This is a genomic window from Niallia sp. FSL W8-0954, from assembly GCF_038005605.1.
Taxonomy (GTDB): Bacteria; Bacillota; Bacilli; order Bacillales; family Cytobacillaceae; genus Niallia; species Niallia circulans_A.
Genome location: NZ_JBBOTN010000001.1, coordinates 620,540 through 645,376, shown reverse-complemented (window position 1 = coordinate 645,376; position 24,837 = coordinate 620,540). Strand labels below are relative to the sequence as shown.

Here is a 24,837-nt window from a genome sequence, read left to right as displayed (position 1 = left end):
AACTCCGTTTTTTTGATATACGTCTAAAGTGGATATTATTCTAATCTTTCTCTCCTCCTCTCCAAACCATTCCTTATAAAAAGAATACAAAAGGAGTGGTCAATATATTACACCTTCCTTGTCAATGTAAGCGGTTACCTCAAAAGGTATAACCATTATATTATAAAATTAGGAGGTGCAGAAAGTGAATAATCCAAATAATATAGAAAAAGTAGAAACTCCCCCTATACACCAGACAAGTGTAACGAGAAAAAAATCACTCTCTACCAAAAAGAAAAAGAACTGGAAGGAAGCAGGTTTATTTTCTCTATTTGTAGGTCCCGTTTTTATTGCCTTTACAATTGTGGTGCTTGTTCCATTTTTTTCTGGCATCTATTATTCCTTTACCGATTGGAATGGCATAACTGGAGAGATTAAGTGGGTTGGATTGGATAATTTTAAGTATATCTTCACAGACGATAAACAGTTTCTCCAATCTTTTAAGCTGACTGCTGTTTACACTGTTGTAGCGATTATTTTGACAAACGCCATTGGTTTTAGCCTGGCACTGCTTGTTACTCAAAAACTAAAATCCAGCAATCTATTACGTACTGTATTCTTTATGCCTAATCTACTCGGCGGTCTCTTACTCGGCTTTATCTGGCAATTTATCTTTATTAGAGGATTCGCTTCTATTGGAGAACTTACAGGAATACCACTATTTGAGTTAGCATGGTTAGGAGATAAAAATACCGCCTTTTGGGGAATTGTAATTGTCAGTGTATGGCAAGGAGCAGGATATATTATGCTCATTTATATAGCTGCATTGCAAAACATTCCAAAAGAGCTAATTGAAGCAGCAAAAATGGATGGAGCAAACCGCTTTCAAGTGCTGCGAAATATTAAAGTTCCACTTGTTGCTCCTGCTGTGACAATATGCTTATTCTTAACAACTGCATCTTCCTTTAAAATATTCGACGCCAACCTTTCGTTAACCAATGGAGGTCCTTTTAAATCAACGGAAATGCTGGCACTTAATATTTATACCGAAGCCTTTGTTAACAATCGCTACGGAATTGGGGAAGCCAAAGCACTTATCTTCTTTATTGTTGTAGCTGCCATCTCCATTTTACAGGTTACAATTACTAAGAGAAAAGAGGTGGAATCTTGATGGAAAACAGGTATACTAGCAAAACTTTCTTAATGGAACTGCTTGGTATTATACTAGGCTTATTATTCTTGATTCCCTTTTATTATGTGATTTCTAATTCACTCAAGCCTTTTTCAGAAATACTAACAAATACCTCTTCCTTACCAAGTACGTTTGAATTTGGAAACTATCTAAATGCTTTTGAAAAGTTAAATTTCCTAAAGGTTTTTAGCAACTCTCTTCTTATAACGATAGCTAGCAATATTGTATTAGTCGTATTCTGTTCGATGGCTGCTTATATGCTGGTCCGGACGAAAAAGAAAATTAGCACGATCATTTTCATGGCTTTTGTTGCTGCCATGATTATCCCTTTCCAATCTATTATGATTCCACTTATTAAAACAGCCTCAAGTTTACACTTACTTAATAGTATTTGGGGGCTAGTATTTATGTATTTAGGTTTTGGGTCTGGGATGACTATCTTTTTATATCATGGTTTTATTAAAGGAATTCCAGTTGAATTAGAAGAAGCTGCTATTATGGATGGCTGCTCTCGTTTTGGGGTGTTCTGGAGAATTGTTTTTCCATTATTAAAACCAATTACCGTAACAATCATTATCTTAAATAGTCTTTGGATATGGAATGACTACTTATTACCATCACTTGTCCTACAAAATCCAGAACTGCGGACAATCCCACTTGCTACTTTCTTCTTCTTTGGCCAATACACAAAGCAATGGGATCTCGCTCTAGCAGCACTAATGATAGGAATTGTCCCACTGTTAATCTTCTTCTTTTCGATGCAAAAGCATATTATACAAGGGATTACTAGTGGATCTATTAAATAGGGAGCTAAGAGGCTGTGTTCACAAAGCCACCTCTTCCATATAAATAAGCTATTTCTATAAACAGGAGGAAATCAAATGAAATTTAACAAAATGAAAAGGTATTCCTTATTAACTGGTATCTTATCTGCTTCTCTGCTCTTTGCAAGTGCTTGTTCAAATGAGGGTGCCTCAAGTAACACCTCTTCAAGCAAAGGAGATAAAGTAGTGGTGGACTTGTTTAACGGAAAAGTAGAAATTGCGGATCAATTAAAAGCATTGACTGATCAATATTCAAAAGAACATCCAGATGTAACCTTTAATATTGAAACAGTCGGTGGAGGAGCAGATGGAACGGCTGCTTTAAAAGCAAAATTCGCCTCCAATACAGCTCCTGATATTTTTGGAAATGGTGGATATCAAGAGGCCTTAACTTGGCTGGATAAATTAGAGGATTTGTCAGATCAACCATGGGTAAAGGACGCATATGAAAGTGCCTTAGTTCCCATGACAGTAGATGGAAAAATTTATGGCCAGCCAGTTAACCTGGAGGGATATGGATTTGCCTATAATAAAGCATTATTTAAAAAGGCAGGTATTACGGAAATACCAACAACATTTTCTGAACTAGAAGCGGCTGCTAAAAAGTTAAAAGCTGCTGGAATTACACCTTTTTCAATCGGTTATGGTGAATGGTGGGTTTTAGCTAACCATGGATTAAATGTTCCTTTTGCTTATCAAGAAGATGCCGACGCCTTTATTAAAGGATTAAATGACGGATCAGCAAAAATCGAAGGGAATGAGCATTTTGACAAATACTTTGATTTATTGGATTTAACCATTGATTATGGTAATAAGAATCCATTAACAACAGACTACAATACCCAAGTAACTCTTTTTGCAACAGGTGAAGCTGCAATGATCCAGCAAGGAAACTGGATTCAGCCGATGATTGATAAAATTTCTCCTAACTTGGAAGTAGGCTTTATCCCAATGCCATTAAGTGATGAGAAGGAAAAATCGGATAAGCTAATGGTGGATGTACCTACAAACTGGGTTGTTCATAAGGATGCTCCTGAAAAAGATAAAGAAGCAGCATTAGATTTCTTAAACTGGATGGTTACTTCCGATTTCGCAAAAGAATCTATTGTAAAGGACTTTAAATATGTTCCAGCATTTGAAACAATCACTGCCACGGCTGAAGATATCGGTCCCTTAGGCGCAGAGATTCAAAACTACTCTCAAGAAGGCAAAACATATACATGGCAATTCACGAAATATCCTGATGGTGCTGGACAGGAGTTCGGTGCTAGTCTTCAAGCATATGTAGGAGGTCAAAAATCACGCGAGGAAACAATGAAAGCATTGGACGATACATGGGCTAAACTTAAAAAATAGTAGATTCACAATATAAGATACTAGCTAATATTTATACGTTTATCTTATCTTAACAATTTATTTAAGATTTATTGATAGTTTTGTCATATATTATTCATAATAGATGGGTATGATATAGCTATAGTCATTAAATTGCTTTTTCAAGTCCCCCCTTGAAAATAGACAGTATGAAGGAATGCCAAATAAAAGGCATTCCTCTTTTTTAGCAAAAAAAAAGACTCTTCACACCTGAGAGTCTATATAATAAGAAGAATAGTATTAAATTAATCCAAGATTTTTATTTTGACTGTCTTCCGTCCCCACGCCTTTGCTTTGCTAGTTGATGGCATTAAGACGTCTATTTTATGTCCTTTAATTGCTCCGCCTGTGTCTCCTGCCACTGCTTCTCCATAACCTTCTACCCAAACTTTAGAACCTAATGGAATGACTGCTGGATCTACTGCAATTAATTTCATATTCTTATTCTTTTTAATATTATATCCAAGTGCCGTAAAATCAGATTTTGTATCTTGATGACTATAAGCAGTTGAGGTTACATAAATAACATCTTTTCTGCTTGAAGACTTACTAGAAGATGCTTTGCTCGTAGTAGGTTTTGACTTAGTCGATGCACTAGCAACTTTTTTAGCTGGACTATTTACCTTTACGACTTTCTTCGCTTCTTCTTGCTCTTTCTTCAATGCGGACTCTGCTGCACCTATTTGATCAAGTACTGCTTTTTTCTGGCTCTCAGCCAATTCTACTTCTTTAGAAACAGAAGCATATTTTTTCTGAACAGCCGTTACTGCCTCTTGTCTTTGAGCAACATTTTGCTGCAGTTCATTTTGAGTAGCTGCTAATTCATCATATTGTCCTGTTAATTCTTCTTCTTGCTGATCAATTGCTGCCTTTTCTTCTTCAATTTTCTGAAGATCAGCTTGCTGCTGCTCTAATATATCTTTATCACCATCAAAAATCATCGAAATAGCTGTTGCTCTACTAAGAAAGTCAGCGAAGTCCTTTGAATTAAACAGCACTTCTAAAACAACATTTGTTTGGTCTGTATTCTGCAAGGAAACGAGACGATCTTTCATCACGTCTTTACGTGCCAATACTTTATCTTCTAGAACAACAATTTCTTCTTTCTTTTTCTCTATTTGTTGTTGCGTTTCTTCAATTTTCACCTGCAGATTTGCTATTTTATCTTTATTTTGCTGCATTACTGTTTCAATAGATTTTAATTCCTCTTGAACAGCTTCCAACTCTTTTAAAGTTTTTTGCTTTTCTGCTTCTTTTTCATTAATCAATTGCTGATTTTGATCCAACTGATTTTTTGCCTTGTTCAGTGTTTCTTGACTCGTTTCTGCTTGTACCATAATCGCTGATGTCAAAAAGATGACACTACTTAACGAAATGGCCATTAGTTTTTTTAAGGAACGCATCTAAAAACCCCTTTCTCTATTGTTATAACACATGAAAGAGGCTTCTAAATTACAATTCTATTAAAATAATAAGTCAATCCTTTTAAAATTAGTTTACAAGCTAGTTATTAAATATCGTATATTTTCTAGCATTCTGTAAGTCTAGAAGGGAGAATAACCCTTTGTTACCTTTGTAATAATTCTGTTAATTTTTAATTTTTAACCTTTTCAAAATTGGATTATATATCCTGTGTGAGCTTTATCATATCCATACACTGAATTCCATTTTCATAGATTTCCTCTTCATAGTGTTGAAGAAAAAAATCTTTCTCAATTCGATCGATCCGAAACCCGCATTTTTGATAGAGAGCAAGTTGTGAAATGCTGCTATTCCCAGTCCCTACTTCTATTCTGTTATATCCTAGTTTTCTCGCCTCTTCAATGGCATGCATAACTAACCTTTTCCCTAAGCCTATTCCTTGATAGCTTTCGCCAACAGCTAGATTGATTAATTCTATTGTTTCTTCTTCCATTGGTAATAAAACATAGACACCGATAGTTTGATCCCTATCTTCCGCCATATAGCAAATGCCCTTTTTAAGATATTCTCTGATTAAATGTTCAGATGGGTCTGCTAATAATAATAAATCAAAAGGGGGAGTTTCTCCTTCTCTAAGCTTACGAATCTTCATCAATCGTTCATCCTTTCTATAGACAATGCATCATTTTTTCCGCTTCTTGCCAAGGAACCGTATATCCTGCGCCTTTCGCACAGAAAATAGACGAGGATGTATATGCTGGATCAGCATTTTTATCATAGTCTAGTCCAGCAATCACTTCTTGTTCATTATGACAAGGGTAATAACCCGCAAAGGTAAAGGAAAGCTGACCTTTTCCTTGTGTAAAAGAGGCTAAGATTGTGCTGTATTCCATAAATGTGGCAACGGGAGCCTTGCCGGTAATAATTGCTTTATTATCTATTGTTTCGGGCGTATCAAATGCTCCATGGGCCATTTGAATATCAGCCAGCACTCTGCCCATTTGTTCGATAGCTACTTTTATTTTGAAAGCATAATAGGGCTCTAATAACCGGTTCTGTACTTTTTCTAGTCCTTGGCGCAATGCTCGAAAAGTAGCTTCCCGAAAATCACCGCCATGTGTATGTTTATTATGGGCTCTCCCTGTTAATAATGTCACTTTTATATCTGTTAAGGGGGAACCAGTCAAAATCCCATGATGATCTCGCTCAAAAAGATGCTGGCAGATGAGATGTTGATTTGCTAGAGATAAGTCTTCTGTATGGCATCTACTCTCAAATGTAATACCTGTATTTCTTTTTCCTGGCTCTATATGGAGATGTACCTCCGCATAATGACGTAATGGTTCAAAGTGTCCATATCCGACAGTAGCTGTTTCGATTGTTTCTTTATACAAAATTTCCGGTTGACCAAAGTGCACATTTAAAGAAAATCTTTCTAATACTAGCTCCTGAAGTACCTCTAACTGTATTTTTCCCATCACATGCAAGTGAATATCTTGCTGTTTCTCCTCCCATGTTATCTGAAGAGATGGATCCTCTGCTTCTAATATCTGAAAAAGCTTTAGTACCTCTTTTCTATTTACTCCCTTTTCAACTACCACTTTTGAACGAAGCGTTGGCACCAATTCATATACTGCTTTTTCAAGCATTGCCCCGACTCCATCTCCCACAACGGCCTCTGTAAGACCTGTTACAGCAAAAATCTCTCCAGCACCGGCTTCATTCACTTGTTGAAATTGTTTTCCAGTATATTTACGAATTTGCGTAATTTTCTCTACGATTCCATTTCCATATGGAAGTTCATCTCTGACATGCAGAGTACCAGTTATTGCTTTTAGAAAAGTAATTCTTGTCCCAGCTTGATCATAACGAATTTTAAATACTCTTCCTGCAAAAGGTTGATTCTTCCTATACATTGTTTTTGTTAATTGATGAAACTGATCGAAAAATTCCTTTATCCCAATATCCTGAAGTGCTGAACCATATCCACAAGGAAATAGCCGCGACGAAATAATCATTTCTTGGATTTTTTCCATCCACAATGTTGGTTGATAGCCATTATCCATATAGTAATCCAAGAGCTCTTCATCTCGCTCTGCAATAAATTCTATTTGCACATCCGACATACTGCTATTATCTAAAGAGGAAATATCATATACATCTGTCGTAAATTGGGAACGAATTTCTTTCAGAACACGTGCTACATCCGCTCCTGTCCGATCTGTTTTATTAATAAAGAAAAATGTAGGAATCTGATGCTTCCTTAATAGATTCCACACCGTTTCGGTATGCCCTTCAATCCCTTCTACCGCACTAATAATCACAATAGCAAAGTCCATTACTTGAATCGCTCTTTCCATTTCTGGAGAAAAATCAATATGTCCAGGAGTATCAATTAAATAATAAGTAGAATCTCCATGTTCAATGATTCCTTGGTCTGCAAAAACCGTAATCCCTCGTTGCTTTTCAATTATATGACTATCTAAAAAGGAATCTTTATGATCTACACGGCCACGTTTAGTTATACTATTTGTATGATATAGAAGCTGCTCTGAAAAAGTAGTTTTTCCCGCATCAACATGTGCTAATATTCCAATTGTCTTATTCATTTTGAAAGCTACTCCTGCGTTTTTAGTTTATACCTATCATTATAGCTGAAATGGCCATAAGGATGGTATAACTACCAGAAAAATCAATTGTAGATCAGTCTCCTTTACTTCTCCAAACAAAGAATGTATCTATTATACAAGCCAGTAAAATTCCTGATGAATAGCGTATTAAATCCATAAATAGGAAGCCCTTTCCGAGAATTAACGCTCCAATTGTTGTATCTCGAAGCTGATTAAGCCAATCCGCTTGATATAATTGACTGCCTTCGATTCCAAAACTGAATAGTATGCTCAGTACTCCTGCTAATAGGAGGCTTTTTCTAATAAATAGAAACCGAAACCCAAAGTAAACCATCATCGCCCAAATCATATCTCCTGCATGAACAGCTATAAAATCAGGAAGATGATTACTAAATTTTCTAGAAGATAATCCTAATAACATCATGAGTATGGTTATAACAAAATAGAATAGTCGGTACATTTTTTTCACTCACAAATTATATTTTATTTAATAAAGCTTGATAATCTCTAACCCTTCTTTCCTATCTGCCCTTAAAATAAAGAGACCCGATATACTAATATGGTCTCTTTATTTTAACTAATTTTCTATTTGTTTAAATTTTGTGCTACTTATCCTAAAAATAAATCTAAAATATTGGAACCTTTCGATGCTTGTTTATTATAAAACTCTGAGTACCCGCATTTCTTGCAAAAGACAACCGTAAATGTATTATGCTGAATATCCATTAACTTGGATAAACCCGTTCCTGTCATGGCCACATCTTTTGTTCCTATATCTGTTCCCCCGCATTTTACACAGCCTTTGCTTTCCATATTATTACGCTCCTTTTTTTGTTATATCTTTGTTTCTGTTTTATCATCTCCTTTATTATTACGAAGTAATACGATATTTAGTTTCATTTCTATCGATACAAATAATGATGAATTATTTTTAAAAGCTTATCTAAATTTTCTTCCGAGACATTTTCACTTAATCGTGCCGCTGCCACAAATGGAATCCATTTCGTTTCCATTTGAGAGGCTTTTCACACAATTATAAAGCAGTGCTAGAATGCAAAAAAATTGGTTGGCAAAAGTTCGGGTATTACCGATTCATGCCAACCAATTTTCTATTTCAATTTATGCTTTTTAAGTTATATTAGCCTACTATCCCTGTCTCATCAGCATTCTTCGCTTCGAAATCATCAAGCATAGCACGGACATCATCAGACGATTGTGTACTCATCAATTGATTTCTCAATTCACTTGCCCCTCTGAATCCTTTCACATAAATTTTGAAAAAACGATGAAGGGCTTTAAAAGATCGGGTTTCTAATTCCTGTGAATATTTGTCATGAAGATCAAGATGTAATCGTAATAAATCAAGCAGTTCTTTACTGCTATGCTCTTTCGGTTCTTTTTCAAAGGCAAATGGATTTTTAAAAATACCGCGCCCTATCATAACACCATCCACTCCATATTTTTCAGCAAGCTCCAAGCCAGTTTGACGATCAGGAATATCACCGTTAATCGTTAAGAGTGTATTTGGTGCCACACGATCACGAAGTTTTTTGATTTCCGGAATCAATTCCCAATGTGCATCCACTTGACTCATTTCTTTTCTTGTACGCAGATGTATCGAAAGATTCGCGATATCTTGTTCCAAGATATGTGTTAACCAGTCCTGCCATTCCTCTATCTCCGTATAACCAAGTCTTGTCTTAACACTGACAGGCAGTCCACCTGCTTTTGCTGCTTGTACAATTTCCGCAGCAACCTCTGGACGGAGGATAAGTCCGCTTCCCTTCCCTTTTGCTGCGACATTAGGAACTGGACAGCCCATATTGATATCGATTCCCTTAAAACCTAGCTTTGCCATGCCTATACTCATTTGTCGAAAATATTCAGGCTTGTCTCCCCAAATATGTGCAACCATTGGCTGTTCATCTTCTGTAAAAGTCAAACGTCCACGTACACTCTGTGTTCCCTCGGGATGACAATAACTCTCCGTGTTAGTGAACTCCGTAAAAAACACATCCGGTCTAGCCGCCTCACTGACTACATGACGAAAAACAACATCCGTCACATCTTCCATCGGTGCTAATACAAAAAATGGCCGTGGTAATTCCCGCCAAAAATTATCTATCATATAAAACTCAGTTCCTTTCATATAAATCCAATGTTAAACTTCTCGTCTCACAATTAAAACGAAAAATATCCCTGCCTACTTGACCCTTTTCGTCTCAACAAGTTATATCATCGATTACTTAAATCGAAAATTTATCATTTATTAGTAAAATCTTTTAAAATTATACCGTCTTCTATATTAAAAGGCTTTAATTCCTCTGTCAAATCAGTATCTCTCTTGCCTGTTAGAAGTCCCCTCTGTACTGGAAAAGTTTAAAATATCTTATCTGATTAGTTTTATACCATCAACCATAACAAACAACTAATTCTATACAAAATTCCAACAACTTTTCATTTTGTTTGTTTTTCGATGTATCCATTTCTTACTTCCACCAAAATCTGTGGACGCCTGAGTCTGTGGATAAATTTTAATTCTTGATAATCAAAACATTTTCTTCTATTCGCTTTCTTTGTATAATAAAATATATCAATATGCCTCTGTAGCTATAGAAGGGAAGAGCGCCGGAAAACATTGTTGGTACCGGGTCGCAAGGCAAGGGTTTCAGAAGCACCGAAAAGCAAAAAAGCTGAGGCAGGTGAAATTCCTAGCCGGTGAAAGTCCGTAGGGAAGCGTGTTCCCCCTAGCCTATGCTTACGAAAGGAGTGCGGGTTCGAATCCCGTCAGAGGCATCCTATTTTCCTCTAATGAAACTTTTCTTACCATCAACCCTATCCACTAGTTAATAATCCAAAGGGTGATGGTATCTGTGTTTAAATCTGAATTTGCTAGCTTGATTACCAATCTAGTATGCTATATAATCCCTCTTATTTTCCTTTTCCATTCCACAACTCTAGGTACTTTGTTTAATGTGGTCGCCATACTCGCATTTTCCCTTAGAGCAGCGTATGACATCGCAAAGTACCGTAGAAATCAATCTCACCATTCTTAACGGCTTTCTTGATGAAAAATCTACTAAAATATACCTATTACCACAATTAGTTAAGGCATTAATACCTGCTTTTTCACCACTTCTTTTTCCCTGTTTTTAACAATTTTCCCATTATTGATTTACTTTATGAATACTTAACTTTAAACTTAAAAAAAAAGTCTGATCGAGGTGGTTTCCTTGAAGTTTAAATCTATAATCTGTTTCCTTAGACGGAATCATAAATACAGCTATTACTCAAATAGTTGTATTAGATGCGGGAAAAAAAAATCTCATTAGGGATTCTTCTCCCCTCACTCTCCCAACGGATGGAAGGAGAGTGAAAATCTAATCTATTATGATAATGTCATGTAACCCCCCCTAGTATGAGCAAGGCTTACATTTATCTTCTAATACAATCGTCTTTCTCTTTCACACAAAGGACAACTTATTTTCTTATCGTGTACTTATAGATCGTCGATAATATATTTTAATCCTCCTTTCTATATTATTTCATAACTATATCCCTATTAGTTTACAAAACAGACAAAAAAATCCTTTCTAAAAAAGAAAAGATTTTTAACCAGGTAATATAGACAATATTTTTATTTAAAGTTAAAGTTATCAGAGTTTATATTCGAATAATTTATATCTTTTGGAAGTTTATAAACTGATAGATCTTGGTTCTCTATTTGAGCAACCTTCAACATCTTATTTATAGACCTTCCCCCCTTTTCCCTTATGTTGGTTCTTAAGATTAATATTACTTCTCCATCCAGTACAATCACCGATTTTATCCCAAATGTCCACATCTCACTAGAAATAATATTCGAGCCTGTTCCATTTCATCTTCTAAGATGTCCGGTGTAGTTTCTCAGCTAATTCTTCTGCGATTCTTCTATTTATTTAAATAAAATAAAGGGAAGTTTATCTCTTTAGCTAATAATTAAATAATGATTAATTTTAGGAGGTCTTAAAATGGGTAAATTCACGCCGCATGTAGCAACCTTGGAAATTCCAGTTTCAAATTTAAAAAATTCACTAAATTGGTATTTAGCTATCTTTGACTTAAAAATTCATTATCAGGATAGTATTACTGCTATGCTCACATTTGAAACTAAAGGAGTACCAACAATCTACTTGGTCGAAACAAAGGAATTAAACAAGCTATCATTCAAAAATACAATTACAGAAAACGTACATAGCATAATCGACTTCTTCACTCCTTCCTTAGCCGAGTTTCATAGTTGGCTAAAAGAGAAAAATGTAGTTGTTGGTACGTTGAATATTGATCCTAACCATGGTTTTGGAAGATTTAGTTTTAAAGATCCTGACGGAAATTTACTTGGTGTAACAAATGTCTTGCATCCTAAGCAACTACACAACAAATTTTCATGCCATGCAATCCAACTTTTAAAGAAAAGCTGGATTGCAAATTTCACTATTTTATTCTAGTAGTTATCTCTCCTAATGATGTTCCAGCTTCTCTTTCCTCGTTATGCCATCGCCGGGATTCAACGGTTTTATAAGCTTCTTTTCTATATTTGATTAATATTCGTTTTTATTCCTTCTAATTTTTGTTATATTATCACATTTATCTTTAATAAATTTGATAATATATAATTAAATCTTTCTCATTGGAACCATATTGATCATATATTGCTGAAAAAATGTGAGCTAAATCACCTTCTTTTTATGTCGAAAAAAAATTCATCCGCATTATTATTTTTAAAGATCACATCAATATTGAAGCCAACGCCATTCATAATTATAAAGACAAACTATCAGGATATAAACTAACTCTAAAAGGGATTTTGCAGATCTTCCATCATCAGCAAATTCCCCGGCAATTACTGAAAGTCATATTCAAAGAAACACTTGTTTCGTAGACTTTTAAGTGATTCTTTCCTATTATTCAGTACGATTTTACCTTCTACTTATTCTCTAGGATTGATCGCCATGTCGGTTAAGCGTACTATCTTGAGGCATGATATGATAAGAATTTGAGATCCTTCCGAGAGAATCAGCAATGATATGTCCTTCATCTAAAAATGTTCCTTTCGACACCAGGAACATTTGCCTCATCAGAATAGTTATCTGCCAAACAATAATACAGGTTCATTAACAAAAAATTTTATTTTCTTTGTACGACCAAACACTTCTCTTTTCTAGATCTCACGCCCTTTTATATTGAGATAAATTTATCTAGTAACAAGAGAATAATAACGATAGGAAATGGAAAAGTAATAAATTCACTTTCGTTTTTTATAGAAAAAGTTAATACATTGCTAAACCAATATTACCGAAATGCACTCCATTTTCTAAATGTTCTAAAGCAATCTTAGCTTCCTCAAAAGGATACACATTTTCAGTAACAGTAGAAATTGAATGTTTCATAACGAAATGAATCATTTCCTCAAACTCCTGAGTGCTCCCCATAGATGTACCAATCAATTGAATTTGAGGATAGAAAAGACTACGCAAGGGTAATGTTATACTATCTCCTGAACTTGCACCAAAACATACAATCCTGCCATTAGGTTTAATAATTTCCAAATACTTTGAAAATGTTGCTGGACCAATACTATCTAAAATAAGATCTACTTTTGTATCGCCTAAAGCATCCTTCCAATCAATGTTGCTATTAAGAGTAATATCGGCTCCTAATCTTTGTGCCTTCTTTAATGTCTGACTATGACGAGATGTAACTATTACCTTTGCACCTACTGCTTTCGCAAATTGCATTGCAAATGTTGCAACACCACCACCTATACCAGGTATAAGTACTATTTCATCTGATTTTAGTTTTCCTTTGGTAAAAAGTGCTCTATAAGCTGTAACAGCAGATAAACCAAGTGTTCCCGCCTCTTCCCAACTTAATTGTCGAGGCTTTTGAACCACATTTTTAAATGGAACCGTAACATATTCAGCAAAAGTGCCGTTTGTAGGTCCACCCAATATATCTGGAGAAATTGGAACATCGTCTGACCTCTCCCAATTTAAAGTAGGATTAATGATAACTTCCTGATTTAATACGTCGGAATAAATGTCTGACCCAACTTCTACAATAACCCCTGCACCATCTGATCCTGGAATGAATTCACCTTCTTCTTCATCTCTATTTTTCATCACAAATAAATCACGTCTATTAAGCCCCGCAACCTTTATTTTTATTTTCACTTCGTTTTTTTTGGGGCTGCTATCTGGAATTTTTCTAATACACAATTGGCCATTCTTATTTAAATTATCATGTATCAACGCTTTCAAAAAAAATCACTTCCTTACTTCAATTTCAAAAAAGTAAATTTACTATATTTAGATTACAACTCTTATCTAAATTAGTAAAATTAATGTTTTTCATAATTAATATGAGTTATTACTTATAATAGAGGAACATTCAAAGTAGATATAGGAAGCTATAACTGTTTAGAAAAATAAAAAGAGCTTAATTTATTAAGACTAGCTCGGATTTTGATGGAATTGTCATTCAAAAGTTTAAGTAATTTATTAACATGCAGCCACTGCTCCTTCTTTTTGTTTAAAATCAAGTATTATATTGTAAGTGAGCTTTAGAAGACAATAAAAAACAGCAAGTAGAATTCTTAGAAGATACTATACATTGGCATTTTAACTAATTATTATATCCTAACTTTCCTTAATTTTGCTTTGTTTAAGTTAAAAGAATAATTGATAAAAATGAAAGCAAGAATTACAAATAACCCACCAATCCAAGTTAAATTTATAATATTTGTATGTTGTATAAGGATTCCCCCTAAAGCTGAACCAAGCATCATCCCAATATTCATTAAAGCTGTATTAAAACTTAGTATAGTTTCAGATGATTGTGGTTTTAGTGAAATTAAATAAAATTGCTTTGCGGATGTTGTTGTCCAAGTCGCTCCACCCCATACTGCCAAAGTTATAAATACACCTATTATTGAATACTGTGTAACTGTTAACACAAATAAAGAAATTGCATGTACTAACAAACTAATGGATATCGTTCGATTTGGTCCCCACTTATCAACGGCATATCCGCCAAAACGTGAACCTAGAAAAGCAAAAGTGCCTAAAACAAATAAAGCGATGCTAGTCATTTCTATGGAAAAGTTTGCACCATTACTTAATAACGGAGAAATATAAGCAAATACCATCGTATACCCCAATATCCAAAAAATAGTAGTTATTAACCCCATAATAACTCGTCTATCCTTGATAATTTGAATCTGTTGTTTAAATGGTATAGGCTTCTTTCCCTTTATACTAGGTAATAATTTGTAAAGTAATAATAAAAGAAAAACTGTAAAGACAGCAATAATCAGAAAAATATAACGCCAATTTAGATAAGCAGCTAAAAATGTTCCGATGGGTACACCAAGTACTAATGATACAGTAAAACCAGTGATAACTGTTGCCATGGCACTCCCCTTTTTTTCTGTTATAGCAATTTGAGCGGCATAGTTTGTCGCAACGACTATGTATAATCCTCCACTTATTGCTTTAATGACCCTAGAAAGAATTAATAAGAAATAATCATAGCTAAAAAAGGCGACTATATTTCCTATAATAAACGTGATAATAGAATATAATAATATCTTTTTACGCTCAAATTTTGCCGTTAATACTACTAACACCAACGCCCCCATCGCATAGGATAATGAATATACGGTTATCAATTGTCCTGCTATTGAGATAGATATACCTAAATCAGAAGATATAATCTCTAATATACCAGAAACAACAAACTCTGCTGTCCCCATTACAAAAGCTCCTAGAGATAATAGAATAATAATTACTTGATTAATGTTTTTTTTCAAATTGCACATCTCCTTTAGTATTTAACAAGTTGATTTCATTTTAAATGTCATGCTAATATAAGTAAAATTGATATTTTCGACAAAGGAGATGAGCAAATACTCATGAGTATTGTTCGTTTAGAAATTTTTTCTAAAGTAATAGAATTAGGGAGTTTTACCAAGGCAGCTAAAAGATTAAATATGACACAGTCAGCAGTAAGTCACGCTATTTCCAGTTTAGAAACCGAATGGGGAGTTTCGTTATTAATTCGTGACCGCAGAAAAGGAATATCACTTACTGAAATAGGAAAAAATACTCTTCCGCATATAAGAGAAGTATTGAATAGAATGGAAAGTATTAATCAAGAAATTGCATTAGCAAAAAGTATAGAGACTGGGACAATTCGTATTGGTACCTTTGCGAGTGCTTCTTCCTGTTTATTACCAAAATTGCTTGTAAAATTTCAAAAAAAACACCCTAATATCGAATTTAAGTTTTATGAAGGTACTTATGAAGAGATAACAGAATGGTTACTATCTGGAATTATTGATATCGGGTTTGTTGTAGAAAAGGAATCAAATACCAACTTTGAGCTAGTACCTCTCATTAAAGATAAAATGGTTGTAGCATTTCATGCCGAGCATAAATTCCTTCACAAGGACACAATAGATATACGCGATATAGAGAAGGAATCTTTTATCATGCCAACAGGAATGTACCAATCTCATGTAGAGGAGTTATTTAAACAAGCACAAATTAAACCCTTTATCCGTTTTGAAGTACATGATTGCAATACCATTGCTAATATGGTACAAGAAGGACTTGGGATTACAATTGGTCCGGAACTGTTTTTAAAAACACAACAAAATATCAAAATAGGAAATCTAAATTTAACAAATTACCGCGAAGTTTCATTAGCTTGCTCTGCAATCTCTGAGGCCTCCCCGGCTGTTAAAGAATTTCTAAAGGTTGCTAATAATGTCTTCACCGACTCTAATAAGACAACTAACAAGTAAATTTCATTCAAATAATTGACCTATTGCCAATGTATTATAAAGTTCTTCTTTATAACACATTGGCAATTTGGGGATAGGGTGTTACTCTTAGGAAACTAACTGAATAGATATTAAAAATCCTACGAATTTATGGAATGGAAAGATGAGGGAAAGGATAAGAGATTGGAGGAATATTGAGCATAAAAAATACTGAATCACTATTGGATCCAGCCCGAATTTTTATGAATATACAGGCAGATAAGCATTAGATACAAACCGTAACTGCCCGCTGCTCTTCCCGTTTTAAAATGCAGAAGTTTAATTTGATTGTACATAGTAATGAAAAGACATTAAGTTATATTTGGAGTTAAGAGTAAAAACCTAATGTTGAGGTACAATTGAATTTAGATAAATTTGTAACTAAAGAAAAGATAAGTGTAACAATGGGAATCTTATCCCCCACATTTTTGATGTTTTTCTTTCAGAAATAAGTACTTTCTACCCTCTAGCACGCCTGCTTTTACACCTTTTTTAGAGTTATAATAAAATAAGAAAAAACGAGAATCTAGTAATTGCAAGAGTTTAAAGCATGAATAGACCCTGATTCGCAAAAATATTTATAACGAAAACAAGGTCGTATCAGCAAATCTTTATTTTCACGAGCAAGAGATTTTATTAATTAGACAATATTCATGTATACCCCAAATAAACCCTTCCGAAATCCCGCTCCTCAAATCCGCATTCTTCCGTTCGAGTTATAATAAAGATTTCCGACTGAACCCCTATTTTGGACCATTTTCGATTCAAATATGACCGTTTTTCCGCCTGTTTTTCCTCATTTTTTTCACCTTTTTTCGAGAGTTAAAATAAAGTCCTCCGATTTTGGAAGAAGGAGAAAAGGAGAAAAAGAATAAGGGAAATAAGAAAAAGCATTGAGAAAAGATTGAATGAGACCTTCGGTCTCTTATTGAATAAATACCTGAGTGAAATATTGAAAAAAGCCTGAATTGGTAAGGGTTCAAACAGGATTAAGTTAGGATAAAACTATTGAATTTTTATTGATTTCCTATTGAATTATAACAGAAAAAAGCCCGGGTTCCTAATGAGGAAAAACCGGGATGATATTGAGTCAGAGTCGAAAATCGGAAATGTTTATTTTCACTGTAATCGAGCCTGAATCGGAAATGTTTTTTTTGGTTCGGAAGAGTTTAATATTGGGTTACATAGGAGAGAAAAGATTTTGTTGTGAATACTTTACTCCATATATTCTTTTATTGAATTAATTAGTTCCACTTCATTCGAATTTTCAGAGATATAGGAAATATACTGACTTTTACCCGTTTTCAAATATCTTAGCCAACCTTGTAATGAAGATAGATAAGTGTCGTCTAAATGATTTAATGAAGAATATTGACCAACATAATTATTATAAGCATTAAAAGATTCATGTCTTACTGGATAACGTTGTTTAATGTATTCATCATCTTCTACTAACTTAAAATAACCATTCGAATCAATAACAAGAGTATTATGTTTTGAATCATCACCATTCCTTAGTTCAGCCTCTAATTCCGTTTTTGTAAATAAGTGTGCTGGAGATTTAATCTTATGCAATTTTATTGAAAAGTAAATGATATTCTCTTCCCACAATAGTCCTTTTTGTTCACATTCATACTGAATATACGACTCCATTTCCTTAATTGCACATACTGCGTCTTCAAACTTCCCAAAAATAAACCTATCATCTGAAGTATAAGTGTAAAGATAGAGTTTTTTTTGATCTTCTTCAATATTCCCTTTCTCTGATATATAGAGAGTGGGAGAAAAAAAATCAGATACAGTAAAATTAAATTGTAGAGAAAAAACTACATTTTCATTTGGGGAACCTTGAAACCTTCCACAAATACTTGAAAAATCCCATGTCTTGTAATTTTTGTTTACAAACTCAATGACACGTTCGTAATTTATAAAATCTATCTCATCTTGATTATTTGATTGTTGGATTTCTTCTCTCAAAGTATCTTGGTTGTATTTTGAATAAAAATGATCAAAGTCAATACCCGTATAGTCTTTCTTCATTTGCTCTATATATGCTCTATATTTTTCTGCATCCATCTTGTTATGTCTTGCATCATAGGTACCTGCAATATCATTGTAAACAGATGCCTTTGAAAAGAATACAAATGATCCCTGAAGAAAACGGTCAACTAGATTGTAACCACCCGGCAACTTACTTCCATCGTCATAATACCCGTAATTACCATTCTTCCAAGAAATATAGTGTCCAGGTAAATCCTCCGTTAGAAGTTCCCTCATTTGATTATCGTCAGTGCTAAAAATAGGATTCAAGTTATCGAGCTCTAACCGAAAGTAACTCCACATAAAATCCTTATCAATACTCTCAACTATTAATCTTTTAGGCTTAATAATATAATATCCACCACCACATTTTAGCCTTATACACCCTACTTCAGTTGCCCTTTCAGCATTATCCAAATCTTGACCACCACCAGAAGGAATAAACATATGATTCAAATTAGGCATACTTCCCAATAGGTTCAAAACAGTAATTATGTCATCAATATCATCCCAAGCAGCAATTTTTGGTATAGCCTTTACAAACAATCTTTCCTGAATATACCTCCACTGACTAAGATTGCTCCTTTTAAAATCATTGTATATATTAGACCACCCTATTAATCTTTGTGAAAATTCTTCTATTGATGGCCTTAGATAAGGATTATCCAATGTTGAATCAATTAATAATTGTTCAAGCTCTACAAGGTGCATACTTTTATAAAATTTTCTTAAACCCATTAGTTCACTCTCTGGGTTATATGTACCTTCAAAAGCATAATCTTTTCCAACAAGTAACATCCATAGGGTCTTAGCTAAAGAATAAACATCTGCTTTTTTCCCATCTGCATTAATAGCGTCTATTTTCATTTCTGGTGCTATTGTTGCTTTTGCACCAATTGGTTCTCCTATTCTTGTTAAATCGCTTTTTTCTGGATAATCAACCAAACCAAAGTCACTCAATGCGTAGCTGTTATCATAAAAATAAATATTGCTTGGCTTAATATCTCTATGAACAATATCTTTTCTATGTAATTGAGTCATTACTCTTGATATTTCAATGATACACTTTACCTTTTCATCAATGCTTGTATCATAAGTAAAATGTTCGTTAATTGGGGTGGCTAGAGGCATGATATACCAAAACTTTTCACTTTCATTTTCTTTGAAATTAAAATCATAAATAGGAATTACTCCATTTATTTCATTTTGGATACTCATAACTAGCTCTGTTTCTATTTTAAATCTTTCAATTTTCTCACTGAAATTATTTGGTGAATCATCTAAAATTTTCAGAGCAAATTCCTTACTTTCTTTTTCTTTTGCAATCCTAGCAATGTAAACAGTAGCGTTTCCACCTTGACCTAATTTTAATTTTGGTTTATATACATATCGGTCATTAATATATCTCCACTTTTTTCCCATTCTGTTTTTCCCTTCAAAATTTATTAAGTTTAATAAATATTGTTTATATTAAGGCTTAATCACTCCTTTTCCTCTACAATTTGATCAAAAAAACTTACCTTTTTCCCTAACAAATCATCTTCTTTCTCAAGCAGTGGATCTATCCAGTCCGCCTTACTTCTCGCCCATTTTACCCAATTTAATAGTTTCTCTTTTTTTGCTATATCGTTTATTTCTTGAACATTTAATTCCATATCATCTGCGAATTCTCTAATTTTTCTTGCCTTATCCCAATCGTCAACAGCCTGGCTTAGTTGCTTGATTTCCTCTAACTCACCTTTTCGCATTTGTTCTAGTCTTCTCTGTCTTTCTCTTTCATCTTGCTCTCTTTGGTCACTTCGCTCTTCCATTTTGTAATCAGCAAAAAAGTTATTCGCAATCACAAACATCTGATAAATAATCTTACCAACTTGCTTTTCTAAAGGAAGTTCTGTCATATCTTTAAATTCAGTATTTACCTTACTTTTATTTGTAAAGCTCATCCAGTCATTTGCGGTTATTTTTAAAATTAAGTTACTACCCTTTTCATCTAATTCAAATTGAAAAGCTGTATATATAATGAAAAAATAAGCAATGTCCCGATTTTCTTTCGTTTCAACCCTTACTTTTCCTTCCATATCATCTAGGGTTTTTATTATGGTATCTAGGATTCTATAAGCCCTATTAAGATTGGGTCGAGAAACATGGATAGGCAAGATAGCATCGTTTTCAATAATTTTACTTGTCTGGTCTATATTTTTTTGAGTTCCTTTTATTTTCCTGCCTTTTTTCACTCTATTTTGTGTTTCTTCTTTGTGTTTTGAAATTAATTGGTGCGGGTTTCTAAGTTGATGACCAATTTCAATGTTGGTACATTTTTCAATAATGAGTTTTTTTGTTTCATCTCTCAATAAATGTAGCTCTTCTTTAGAAGTTAGTTCTGCATCTGATAATGAATCAATATCAGTTCTATGTTTTATAACATAGTTTCTAATATATTTCTTTAAAGTCCCATATACTGGTGGCAAATCAATTCTTTCTTCTGATTCACCATTTCTTATTCTCTGCCAATACCCCCTCGGCGGTAATGGAATCATCAGCCTCTTTAAATGCTTTCGCATTGTGGCTTCTGAAACCTTATATTTTCCTGCTATTTCAGCAAGTGGTTTATTCCATACTTCATCGTAAAGTTTCTCTCTTTCATCCTGAGTCATATATTTTAAGTCCACCAACTAATCACCCCCAAGGATACTCCACCAAAGTCCAATTTGATTTGTCTTATTAACATTTTAGAGAATAAATAACAGGCCATCTAATCTATGAAGAGTACATATAGATTTTTTAAGAAATAATTAACTCTTCATCTATTACTAGATTGCTATCGTAGTACGACTTATCTACGAATTCTATATTTTGTTCGAGGTATTTATAGTTTTCCTCTTTAATAGAAGGTGCCCAGACACACAATAGTTTTCTCGCTCTTGAAAATGCTACATAACCTACACGTGCCTCTTCAGAATCATTATTATCTCCCAGCCACTCTAGCAATTGAGTTTCTGATTCAGCTATAACTAAAACACACTCTGCCTCTTGTCCCTTTGCTGTATGTATATTAAACACATGACTTTGAAAATCTGAACTATTGTCATAGTTACCTGTATCCTCTAATAAATCTGAAACAGTAGTTTTCTTAGAAGCCCTCACTTGATTTTTCCAATCGTAACTAAGCATTCTAAGTTTATTACCGATTGATTTTCCAAATAATTTTTTCGATTGTTCAGATAGGAATTCTTTTAATTGTATAAACAGTGATTCTACTGAGGTTTCCTTTAGATTTAGGCCAATCAAAAAATGCAACGTAAATATTTGTAATTTCCTCCACATGAATTTGTTGTATCCGATCTCTGCTAAAGACACAAAACTTGGATGTTCATTAAAAATAAGATAACTAAGTGCTTCTGCCATTTTTTCGACTGAATCTTCAAATTGATTTTCTTTTTTATGGGAAATGGCCAATAAAATGTTTTGTAATATTTTAAAGCGACGATAGTGTTCTTTGCTTAGTTTTTTAAGAAACGGATTAATTTCAACATTTTGTTTGTGTATTAAGTGAGATATATTGGATAAATACTCATTCTTTCTTGCTAATATCATGTAGGGATTATACTTTTCATCACATCTTACTTTTTTACGTATAGAGTGAAATAATGGTATAACCTCAGAAAGTTCCTCAATATTTTTTATAAATAATACTTTTTGGTTACTGGCTGCATTGTCACCAGCTTCCTCTTGTTGAACATTAGTTTTACGGTTGGTAAACTTTACAATATGCTTTGTACTACGAAAATTATTAGTTAACCTGTAATTCAAGAATTTTTTATCTTTAATCCTAGATTGAAAAAATTCAGGTTTTGCACCGGTAAAACTAAAAATAGATTGGTTTTTATCTCCGACGAAAAAGAATACTGAACGGACTAACATGGAGAACACTTTATCCTGATATGATGTTACATCCTGAAACTCATCCACTAAAATAAAGGGAAACCTTGAACTAATTGCCTTCCTTATATGTTCATACTTATTAAGTATTAGATAAGATAAAAATATAACATCTTGTTGATCAATGTATCCTTTTTCCTTAATAAAGTCCTTCCACTTTCTAGTCGCCTCTGGAGAAATCTTTTCTTTAAAGCAGCAAGGAAATCCATTTTCATCTCTTCCTAAACTTTCAAACGCCGCCAAGGTGGATTCATCAATGAAATAATTAGGGCTATTCAATATGTTTCTTATCTCGGTTTTGTAACCCCTTGCAAAACCAGGTGGAGCCAGTTTATAAGATGTACGGTCCTTTCTCGCAAAATGTGAATACGGCTTTATCACAAAATCTAATAAAAAAGAATGAATGGTTCCTATAAAAAGTCCTGCTGGTAACTGCACTCCTTCTTTTTGTAAACGACCAATGATTTCATCCTTTGCAGCATTGGTATAGGTAATACATGCAATACCTGAGAAAGACATAGGACGTTTTTCGATAATATGTTTCAATCTTTGAATCAATAATGTAGTTTTTCCACTTCCAGGTCCCGCTTGAACTACAACAGATTGAGTTAACGGTGCAATTGCAATACTTTTACGGAAATTATCATTATCAGTCAATTCTTTATTCACCTTCTTCCTCTAATAAAAAGTCAAACGCTTGTTTGATATATGAAGGGATATTTAACCTTTTACCCTCGTTTAATTTATCTAATACTAATTGAGCAAACTCCCCTTTTTCTTTAGAAATTAGATTGTAGCAATCTCTAGCGAAATCCTTCCCTTTAAGTAAAAGAATTCTTTCTCGATTTTCTTGCGTTCCCAATTTATTCTCTTGAATAAGTTCTGAAAAGAAAGAGGTATTTTTTTCAAGTAATAAGTCATATTCAAATGTTTTTATATTATTAGAAATATAGACATTTGGAGTAGAATGGAAATCATTTAATAGGTTAAGAGTTCTTTGACAGCTTTCAATTTCCCCCATTTTTGACGGATAAGCCTCTTCTTTTAAAATCTTATTATTACCTAAAATTATGTCATTTCCTTCGTTGTCTTTAACAGGTATTGCCGCCGGATCACTATCGGTCAAAACTGCACATTTAATATTCAATCCATTCTGTCCAAACAACTGTAAAAATGGGCGAAAAGCAACTCCGTCAACTGAAATAATTGAAATCCCCTCGCCCTCAAGAGTCTTTCCACGTTCTACTTCCTCACCGTTAATAACTATTTTTTCTTTATATAACATAGAAAAGAATTTGGGCATTAGAAGTCTTTCGGCAATTCCTTCTACCAAAAGTACCTTTCGTCCAAAGAAAATATCTGATTTTGTGGCATCCAACCATCTTTCTAAATATCGTTTATATTGACGGTGTTCTTTTACCTTCAAGTCAAAAATGGACCCTACACGATTAGAAATCGTCTCCCCTTCAACCTTATAAAATATTATTAAGCTATCTAAACTTGAATGGGAGCTAACGTGGGTAGAATGAGAAGTCATTATGACTTGTCCAGCTACCTTTTGTTCAAATAAATAGTTTGCCAAAAATTTTTGCAAGTGACTATGTAAATGTGCTTCAGGCTCCTCCACAATTAGAATAGGATACATATAATCGTGGTTTTGTATTCTTTTTTCTTTTATAGCAGTGTATTGTGTAAGCAAAAGACTGATATAAAGTAAGTTGTTATATCCTAATCCGTTCATTTCAACAGAGTGGACATTATCCTCATTTGTTCCAATTAACACCCTCAAATCTTTCAATAGAGAATCATAATCACTTTCTCCCATTTGTATTTTTACTGTTTGACTTGATATGCCGGTTATTCGTCCTAGGTATCTATTAATATCACTTTGGACCTTTTGAATTTCCTTCCCTTTAGTTATTTGTCTATTAAGCTCATCAATCTTATCTGCAATTTTTTTAAGCTCTGCTTCTTTAATATCAAAATTTCTAAGAATCCGTTGCAACTGTCCAGATGACTTTTTAAGTTCTGTTGTTGCATCTCTAAGTGCTCCTACATACTCAATCCCAAACTTCGATAGCATATTAAAATCAAAGGTATCTAGCGTTTCACGTTCTCCACCGTATATTACCCACTCATATTCATTTAATGGAAGCTGAATCTTTTCAATAGATATAGCTCTAGTTGGAGGTTTCACTGATATATTAGCCTTCGGTCTAAATTTGTAAGTTAGTCTACCTTCTCCTGGTTTTCTAGTTAACCATCTACTGGTAATTGCAAGTTCATTTTCTGTATCAATCCCCTTTAAAGTTGCTTCAATTACAACCTCTGGCCAAACATCTCTGATGATTAAACCGTTCCAGAAGTCTTCCTGTAGTAGCGTTCTTTTCCTAATAGAATAATTACTATTAAAGATAAGACTTAGAGCCTCTAAGAAGTTTGATTTTCCTACGTTATTTTCCCCTATAATAATTGATAGGCCATCATTCAAACTAACATTAAATTGCTCAAAACTTCTATAGTTTAAAATTTTAACTTCGGAAATATACATATATGCTCCTCTTTTCTCTATTC

General features: G+C 33.8%; 17 protein-coding genes and 1 pseudogene. 5 read left to right on the top strand and 13 right to left on the bottom strand.

Annotated elements, in window-relative coordinates; translation table 11 throughout:
* Window positions 1-226: 226 nt before the first annotated feature.
* The 3 genes from NX902_RS03180 to NX902_RS03170 all read left to right on the top strand — a co-directional run bounded on the left by NX902_RS03180 (window position 227) and on the right by NX902_RS03170 (window position 3,351).
* Complete coding sequence (locus NX902_RS03180; protein ID WP_370999803.1) at window positions 227-1,150, top strand: carbohydrate ABC transporter permease; 924 nt, start codon at window positions 227-229, stop codon at window positions 1,148-1,150.
* On the top strand, window positions 1,150-1,977 hold the full coding sequence (locus NX902_RS03175) for a carbohydrate ABC transporter permease (RefSeq protein WP_047941802.1): 828 nt from the start codon (window positions 1,150-1,152) through the stop codon (window positions 1,975-1,977). Before NX902_RS03180 ends, NX902_RS03175 begins: the two co-directional genes overlap by 1 nt.
* A gap of 75 nt (window positions 1,978-2,052) precedes the next feature.
* Window positions 2,053-3,351, top strand: a complete 1,299-nt coding sequence (locus NX902_RS03170; protein WP_095333381.1) for an ABC transporter substrate-binding protein — start codon at window positions 2,053-2,055, stop codon at window positions 3,349-3,351.
* A gap of 263 nt (window positions 3,352-3,614) precedes the next feature.
* Here the strand turns inward: NX902_RS03170 and NX902_RS03165 are convergent, their stop codons facing one another.
* The 6 genes from NX902_RS03165 to NX902_RS03140 form a co-directional block, all read right to left on the bottom strand.
* Window positions 3,615-4,772 (bottom strand): 3D domain-containing protein, encoded by a 1,158-nt coding sequence (locus tag NX902_RS03165; protein ID WP_123258851.1) that lies wholly within the window; start codon window positions 4,770-4,772, stop codon window positions 3,615-3,617.
* Between the two features lie 218 nt (window positions 4,773-4,990).
* Window positions 4,991-5,443: a GNAT family N-acetyltransferase gene (locus NX902_RS03160; protein WP_095333385.1), complete on the bottom strand. Its 453-nt coding sequence runs from the start codon at window positions 5,441-5,443 to the stop codon at window positions 4,991-4,993.
* 16 nt (window positions 5,444-5,459) lie between these two features.
* On the bottom strand, window positions 5,460-7,400 hold the full coding sequence (locus NX902_RS03155) for an elongation factor G (RefSeq protein WP_163188361.1): 1,941 nt from the start codon (window positions 7,398-7,400) through the stop codon (window positions 5,460-5,462).
* Window positions 7,401-7,494: 94 nt separating this feature from the next.
* The gene (locus tag NX902_RS03150; protein ID WP_341160537.1) at window positions 7,495-7,845 is read right to left on the bottom strand and encodes a ribosomal maturation YjgA family protein; all 351 of its coding nucleotides are present in this window, start codon (window positions 7,843-7,845) and stop codon (window positions 7,495-7,497) included.
* 185 nt (window positions 7,846-8,030) lie between these two features.
* Entirely contained in the window at window positions 8,031-8,234 is a 204-nt protein-coding gene (locus tag NX902_RS03145; RefSeq protein ID WP_047941808.1) for a zinc ribbon domain-containing protein, read from the bottom strand.
* A gap of 325 nt (window positions 8,235-8,559) precedes the next feature.
* Window positions 8,560-9,570, bottom strand: coding sequence for a tRNA dihydrouridine synthase (locus NX902_RS03140; RefSeq protein ID WP_213086482.1), 1,011 nt, complete (start codon window positions 9,568-9,570; stop codon window positions 8,560-8,562).
* A gap of 1,861 nt (window positions 9,571-11,431) precedes the next feature.
* On the opposite strand from NX902_RS03140, the gene NX902_RS03135 reads away from it, so the two are divergent.
* A complete protein-coding gene (locus NX902_RS03135) occupies window positions 11,432-11,908 on the top strand; it encodes a VOC family protein (protein ID WP_123258847.1) in 477 nt (158 codons plus the stop codon).
* 492 nt (window positions 11,909-12,400) lie between these two features.
* On the opposite strand, the pseudogene NX902_RS25790 reads toward NX902_RS03135, so the two are convergent.
* The 3 genes and pseudogenes from NX902_RS25790 to NX902_RS03125 all read right to left on the bottom strand — a co-directional run.
* Window positions 12,401-12,545 (bottom strand): annotated as a pseudogene (locus NX902_RS25790) (DNA/RNA non-specific endonuclease); the annotation flags it as partial.
* Window positions 12,546-12,730: 185 nt separating this feature from the next.
* Window positions 12,731-13,720 carry a zinc-binding dehydrogenase gene (locus NX902_RS03130; RefSeq protein WP_163188367.1) on the bottom strand — a complete coding sequence of 330 codons (990 nt, stop codon included), beginning with the start codon at window positions 13,718-13,720 and terminating at the stop codon, window positions 12,731-12,733.
* 371 nt (window positions 13,721-14,091) lie between these two features.
* Window positions 14,092-15,279, bottom strand: a complete 1,188-nt coding sequence (locus tag NX902_RS03125; RefSeq protein WP_123258845.1) for an MFS transporter — start codon at window positions 15,277-15,279, stop codon at window positions 14,092-14,094.
* Window positions 15,280-15,372: 93 nt separating this feature from the next.
* Between NX902_RS03125 and NX902_RS03120 the strand changes: the two genes are divergently transcribed.
* Entirely contained in the window at window positions 15,373-16,266 is an 894-nt protein-coding gene (locus NX902_RS03120; RefSeq protein ID WP_123258844.1) for a LysR family transcriptional regulator, read from the top strand.
* Window positions 16,267-17,499: 1,233 nt separating this feature from the next.
* On the opposite strand, the gene NX902_RS03115 is transcribed toward NX902_RS03120, so the two are convergent.
* The 4 genes from NX902_RS03115 to NX902_RS03100 form a co-directional block, all read right to left on the bottom strand.
* The gene (locus NX902_RS03115; protein ID WP_163187729.1) at window positions 17,500-19,746 is read right to left on the bottom strand and encodes a protein kinase domain-containing protein; all 2,247 of its coding nucleotides are present in this window, start codon (window positions 19,744-19,746) and stop codon (window positions 17,500-17,502) included.
* Window positions 19,747-19,805: 59 nt separating this feature from the next.
* Window positions 19,806-20,996: a hypothetical protein gene (locus NX902_RS03110; protein WP_198025768.1), complete on the bottom strand. Its 1,191-nt coding sequence runs from the start codon at window positions 20,994-20,996 to the stop codon at window positions 19,806-19,808.
* A gap of 109 nt (window positions 20,997-21,105) precedes the next feature.
* Window positions 21,106-22,932, bottom strand: a complete 1,827-nt coding sequence (locus NX902_RS03105) for an ATP-dependent helicase (protein ID WP_232230208.1) — start codon at window positions 22,930-22,932, stop codon at window positions 21,106-21,108.
* Window positions 22,925-24,814: an ATP-dependent nuclease gene (locus NX902_RS03100; protein WP_034333178.1), complete on the bottom strand. Its 1,890-nt coding sequence runs from the start codon at window positions 24,812-24,814 to the stop codon at window positions 22,925-22,927. The genes NX902_RS03105 and NX902_RS03100 overlap by 8 nt, the downstream gene beginning before the upstream one ends.
* Window positions 24,815-24,837: the final 23 nt, after the last annotated feature.